Annotated in this window: 5 protein-coding genes; all 5 read right to left on the minus strand. The window is 56.6% G+C overall.

The genetic code is table 11. The annotated features are described in order from the left end of the window. Positions 1 to 36: 36 nt before the first annotated feature. A complete protein-coding gene (locus tag ACV22W_RS30330) occupies positions 37 to 732 on the minus strand; it encodes a hypothetical protein (protein ID WP_448023096.1) in 696 nt (231 codons plus the stop codon). Next, positions 729 to 2,135: a selenium-binding protein SBP56-related protein gene (locus tag ACV22W_RS30335; protein WP_448023097.1), complete on the minus strand. Its 1,407-nt coding sequence runs from the start codon at positions 2,133 to 2,135 to the stop codon at positions 729 to 731. The genes ACV22W_RS30330 and ACV22W_RS30335 overlap by 4 nt, the downstream gene beginning before the upstream one ends. A gap of 519 nt (positions 2,136 to 2,654) precedes the next feature. Then, the gene (locus ACV22W_RS30340; RefSeq protein WP_448023103.1) at positions 2,655 to 3,329 is read right to left on the minus strand and encodes a lytic polysaccharide monooxygenase; all 675 of its coding nucleotides are present in this window, start codon (positions 3,327 to 3,329) and stop codon (positions 2,655 to 2,657) included. Between the two features lie 1,162 nt (positions 3,330 to 4,491). Next, positions 4,492 to 4,707 (minus strand): helix-turn-helix transcriptional regulator, encoded by a 216-nt coding sequence (locus ACV22W_RS30345; protein WP_448023098.1) that lies wholly within the window; start codon positions 4,705 to 4,707, stop codon positions 4,492 to 4,494. Between the two features lie 389 nt (positions 4,708 to 5,096). Continuing rightward, a protein-coding gene (locus ACV22W_RS30350; RefSeq protein ID WP_448023099.1) for an IS5 family transposase occupies positions 5,097 to 5,911 on the minus strand; the annotation gives its coding sequence in 2 pieces (ribosomal slippage) (positions 5,097 to 5,563 and positions 5,563 to 5,911; 816 coding nt in all). Positions 5,912 to 6,000: the final 89 nt, after the last annotated feature.

Consider the following 6,000-nt stretch of genomic DNA (forward strand, 5'->3'; position numbering starts at 1 on the left):
TCTCGTTCCGATTCAGGTCCCCAAGGCCCGATCGGATCATAACGGCCACCGACCGTCGCTGCCTGGCATGAAAAAGTTGAGAAAGAACGAGAGCGTGCCGACGAGCATCAGACTCAAGGCCCATATCTTGTCCAGATTGAACCAACTCCGTGACACGAACTTCAGTCCCAGGTATCGGTAGACGAGCCAGGCCAGAACACCACCAACGACGAGCATGGCAAACGCATGGACGCTGGAAACAAGCAGCGCCAAGCCGAAATTGGTGCCGATCAATACCCGTGCGGCCTGATGTCCTCGGTCCAGGCCGAACGAGCTGCAGAGCCCGAGATAGATTGGCACCAGCATCAATCCCGCTCCGTGCGCGGTGGACACGGCAAAGGACCAAAGGGCAAGCCGCATTGGCGGGATCCGTGCCAGCACACGCGGATGCCGCCTCTGAATCAGAAGGAACGCACCGAAGCTGATGATGAGCACACTCGCAGCAATCTGGATCTCGTGTTGCCAAGCGAGCAGGAGCGACAGAATTGCGAACGGAATTGTGACCAAAAATATCGCCAGCACATGCCCGGCCGCAAGATACCAGAGCGCGTAGAACAGGCTCACTGCACGCTGGTCCATCAGCCCGCTTGAAACCGCGAGCGGCCACCCCATTGCCGGGTTGATCCCATGATAGAAACCACTCGCCGCGACGGCCAGCCAAAGGCTGGTTTGTGGCCAACCGCCCGCGTTCACTCTCGCCCCGACGAAAAGCAGAACGAGTCAGTCGAACAGTCGCCGCCCTCAAGCCGGATTTGATGGGCGCGATAGCCGTCAGGAAAATTCACCCAGTAATCATCGGCCAACACCAAGCCGCCATCGGGCTCGGCCCGAGCCATGACCTGTGCGCCCGGTATGCCATTCGGATAGAACTGGTCGTCCCACTTCGAATAAAGCGAGTTGGTCCAGAAGACGCGCTTTCCGTCACGGCTGATCTCGACCATTTGCGGCCCGCCTGCGAATATATTTCCGTTCGGGTGCGGCGTCTGCCGCGCGATTCCCCCGATGTGAACGGATCCCGCCAGCTTCGGCTTGCGAGGCTCAGTTACATCGTACTGACGCATTTCGCCCGTTCCCCAACATGAGACGTACAGGAATTTGTCATCCAGAGAGAGGTCAATGTCCGTGACCAGCGGCGGAACGGCACCGAATCCTCGAAGCACTGGAGGCAGGCGTTCCGCTGGTGCGGGCTCCGGTGGGATGGTCGCGGTCTTTTGGATGTGGAACGTCCCATCTTCTCGCCACCAGGTCCAGATCGATCCCTCAAGGCTCGTCGTGTCGACCACGACGCCGAGAAACCCGTACTCCTTGCCGGGATCGTGTGCGGGCCGGACTTCAAGTGCCATTTGATGGTGGGCCCCGAGGTCAATGGTTTGAAAGTTGCGCTTGCCCCGCAGATCCCAAAAGTGGATGCGATGCCCGTAACGGTTCGCCAGCAATTCCTCCGGGACGATGCCGTTCTCGAATTGTGGCGGCAACGCCCACTCGCTCGACACCATGTAGTTGCGTGGAAGGTTCCACCAGAAATCGTAATGCTTGTCCTGCGATCCTCGATCGACCTCCCATCGGCCGAGGACATCGAAAGTCTCGCAGTCCAGGATGAAGATGCCAGGCGGGCCGTCCATGCCGTCCTTCCCTGCACCGCCGAGCGTGCTGACATAGATTCCTTCAGGCCCGCAATGAATGGTATGAGGACGCGAGTAGCCGGTTTTTTGGAAGACCTCCTCTGGCTCGATTATCTTGTGGATGCGCGCTTGCGTCGGATGGGGCTTGGTGTCGACGATGTAGATACGCGACGAACGCAACCCTGGAATGATTAGATAGCGCCGTTCGAGAAACGCATGGCCAACCATCGGCGACAACGACGATGAACAGGCATTCCAGCCGAAGTGGTGAAGTTCGTCCCCTTTGTTGGGCATGGGTACCGTATGGACCACCTGGCTATAGGTCGGCGAATCAGGTCTTACGTCAATGACCGCGAGCGCGTCAGGCTGTGAGAAATCGGAGCTGAGCAGCAACGTATAGGCGAAGTCTTCTCTCGGGGCTGCCATCGCGAGTTTCGGAGACGCATGAAATGTGGGATCCGGGCGCATGCCCATAACGGAAGTTTCCTGTGCAATAGGGTTTAGAGTGCTATAAATCCGCACACAATATGCATGGACGGCACTCACATTGTTGAAAAATGTTTTCTGCCGGCAACATGTGCAGCCGACTATAGCACCATCACTCCATCAAAATGCTCGCGTTTGTTGCTTGATGCCACACTCTCGCTCGAGCATGAGAACCGCGATGCTGATGATTGCCATCTCCGATCCATCGCACATGCGGTTGCAATTTCGGATTTGAACACTTCCATCAATATCCATCTAAATCCAGATGAAATTTATGCTGACGAAGCGACGCTCGCTTCGCGAATGATGATTCGATATCCTTCGATACATTCATTCTACCGATAAGCCATCCAAATTAATGCATCCAGACATATTGTCGACATCCAAAAAATGGCAAATGGATGTTAATTTGACAGCTTTAGTATTTGGTCAGACTCGATCTCGCTGGAGGCGATTTGTGCCCAGGGTGCTCCGGACATCGACCGGGCGTGCCATGTTGGAGCGGCGTCAGAACGGGCTGCGTATCGTGTCACCGTTGGTGAACATCACGTCGACGACTTGATAGAAACCCATCGCCGTATCCGCGACTTCCCAGACCGCGAGAATCACGTGATAACCGCTACGCACCGGCAGCCGGCATTGGTGAATAGTAGGCTGCTGTGGTACCAGGTTCGCGTTCGGGTCCCAGTACGGCTGACCCGGATTCTGGATCGAGCAGAACGGCGTGGATTCGAACTGCGCACGAGTCAGCTTTTCCGACGGGTTCCAATCGGCGCGCGTGACGAAGTAGTTCCAGCGACGCGTCTTGTGCACCGCGCTGAACTCCCATTTGAAATTTTGCAATGCTCCCGAGCGAAGCGGGATCTTCTGCCAGCGACCGGGCGACTGCTCGTTCAGCATTGGCAGCGCACCGTTCGTGCTGGCGCCGGCAATTTCGCCATCCATCGGTGGTTTGGCATTCCTGGCATCGTCCGGCGCGAATGCATCCGACAGACCGCCTTGTGCCGCGGGGAAGAACTTCCCGTTCTCCATTGCATTCGCGTGCCATGCGTCGACATGGCAGTTCGGGTTCTGGCCAAGCGTGCATAGCACGACACGCGATGGCGGCTCGGTAAGCCGGCCGTGTGCGTGAACATCGATTGTCGGAATTTGCAGTGCCACACCAACCAGTGCGTGCAGCATCGGGGAAGCAACATATCTACGAATAAATTGATTCATGAGCCCTCACGGCGTTAACTTCGGAATGGAGGCGCGCGCATCGTGCTCGTCGCAGTCGGCTGGGCCGCAATTCGTGCCGACGCGTCGTCACACCCGGAAAGGCAAAAGCGAGTGCTGTATCGAATGACGGAGGCATGCACGTTACCTTTCGCGACAAACGACATTCATCGAATCGAACCATATACGCAAAAAATAAAAAATAAAACCTCCATCCAAATACCCGCCCATCGATCATCAAATCAATTCAATGTTTATCATTATTTCAATAAATTACCCACACCCTCACAATTCCATTCACAACATTTCACATATTTTTGATCTATTTCGATCAATTCATTCCACTTTTTTGAAACCACAAATTAACATTCCAATTGCACATCAAACCTTCGGCAATCAGGTTCCACGTACCATTCCATTTTTCCCACAACAATGGCGACACAACGCACGTTTAATGAATGCAACAGACTATCCTCGCAAAGGACAAAGCGAAGGCGTTCCCGACGATCAGGACTTTGCGTCGCAAACATAGATTCGCGCGCATGCAATCGAAGGCGGTTGAACCTGGTCAGCCGCGTCGCGTGAAATTGGTCGCGCGATAGCTGTCATGTTGTTTCGGCCAGGCAATCCCAGCCTCGAGTGCAGTTGGGTCAAGCCGACCAGACGTCACCGCAAGACATACTGCGAGATGGCGGTGTCCGGACAATGGCTAACCATCCAGCACATGCGAACGCCTTCCAGAATTGGTGGCGCACAAACATACTGGCTCCATAGTCCACCCCCATACCGCGCCGATCAGCGAACGGAGCCGTACCGACGGTCTTGAAGTTGATCATGTGCCCGGATTCCGCCTCGAAATCAGCGATGCAGAACTGCTCGCGCACTGCAGGACAATGCACGAGCTCGACGGCACAGCCCCCCGTCGCAGTCGAGCAAGATGCTTCACCGAGCATCGGTCGATCTCTTGGCATCAGTCGCTCGCAGTCCTCATCAACACATCCGTCGCGTCACACGATGCGAACCCTGCGGCAACGATGAACGCGATCGAATGGGCACCGTCGTCGTGCACCATTCCACCAGCTAACGGCGGAACGCGGCACGCGCGCGTTGTCCGATCGACTCGCGGAATTTACCGCTTCCTGACCCCCGTATCCTCTGGCGGCGGCAGATCGGAAACTGGGCAAGCTTCAGCCCAGCTCTGAACCTCATGTACGAGCCATCCTACCCTTCGGCTCGATAGCAGTCGCGGTTCCGGGAAGGACTTCTCGCGTACGAGCTTCTGTACCGTCGCCGGTGATAGTGAAAGTGCCTCTGCAACTTCCTTCAGAGAGAAACATATCTTCATTGTGGCTTCACCTTGTGTCTATCGCCATGGATTCCTGGTCTGCGCGGAGGCGATTTCAACATGAAGAAATGGAGAATCGATGGAGCTCGGAAAACTCTACATGCTTACGATTGCCTACGCTCATCCCAATTTAGTGGTTAATTTCACGCACGGCAAATGCACGCAAAAGAACAAGATGCTAGTCGACGGCACGTCCATCGGTACGACGGGTTTCCTCGAAGTTCCGTTGGATTCCTCTTCGAAAAGTGGTTGAGTCAAGATCCTTTGCAGCCCTGCGCATGGGTGTTGATCCTCTTCGTTTCAGGCATGATGGATCCTATTCGCGCAGCATGTCCCGGGACAAGCTGTTCTGGGAGGTTGCCGTTTGAAGCGAGCGCTAAGAGACGGTTTCATAAAGACTGATCGGCCCGCCGAAGGGTATTCCAGCAGATCAGGCAGCAACCGAGTTTGAGGAACGCGCCGTGAATGTCTGCACGGCGCTCGAAACGAATACGGAGACGACGGAAGTGATGCAGCCAGGCATGCGTGCGTTCGACGACCCAGCGATATTTGCCAAGGCCACTGCCGTGTTCGGTACGGCGCTTGGCGATCACCGGCTCGATGCGATCGCGCAACGCGCGTCGATGTCGCTCGGAGTCGTAACCGCGATCCGCGTAGACCACACGCGGCCGCTGCAATGGGTGGCCACGCAATCCGCGGATCGGCGGAATCGCGTCGATCCGCGGCAGCAATTGCGTGACGTCGTTGACGTTCGCGCCGGTCAGGATCGCGGCGAGCGGCGTACCGTTGGCGTCGGTGACGATGTGGTGCTTGGAACCGGGTCGCGCGCGATCGGTAGGGCTTGGCCCAGTTTTTGGCCTGCCCCAACTGCGCGAATCGATGATGAATCGACGGCGGCTCGTGAGAAGTCGATCTGGTCCGCTGCGCGCAGCTTTGCGAGCAGTAGCTCGTGCAAGCGATCCCAGACACCGGCTGCTTGCCAATCGCGCAGCCGGCGCCAACATGTCACGCCCGAGCCGCATCCCATCTCGGCCGGCAGGTCGCGCCAGCGTAGTCCGGTCTTGAGAACGAACAGGATGCCGGTCAGCGCGGCGCGATTCGAAACAGGCAGGCGGCCCGGGTTCTTCTCGCGCCGCGGCTTGGGTGGCGGCAGTAACGGCTCGATCAGTGTCCACAATTCATCGTCGATGATCGGCTTGGTCATCTCCTCAGTCTCGGTTGTTCCGATGCCTGAGGTTAACAGCTCGCCGCGAAAGTTAACAGCCCCATGGGGCCTTTTTGAAACCGTCTCTA

The sequence above is a fragment of the Burkholderia sp. AW49-1 genome (assembly GCF_053427845.1).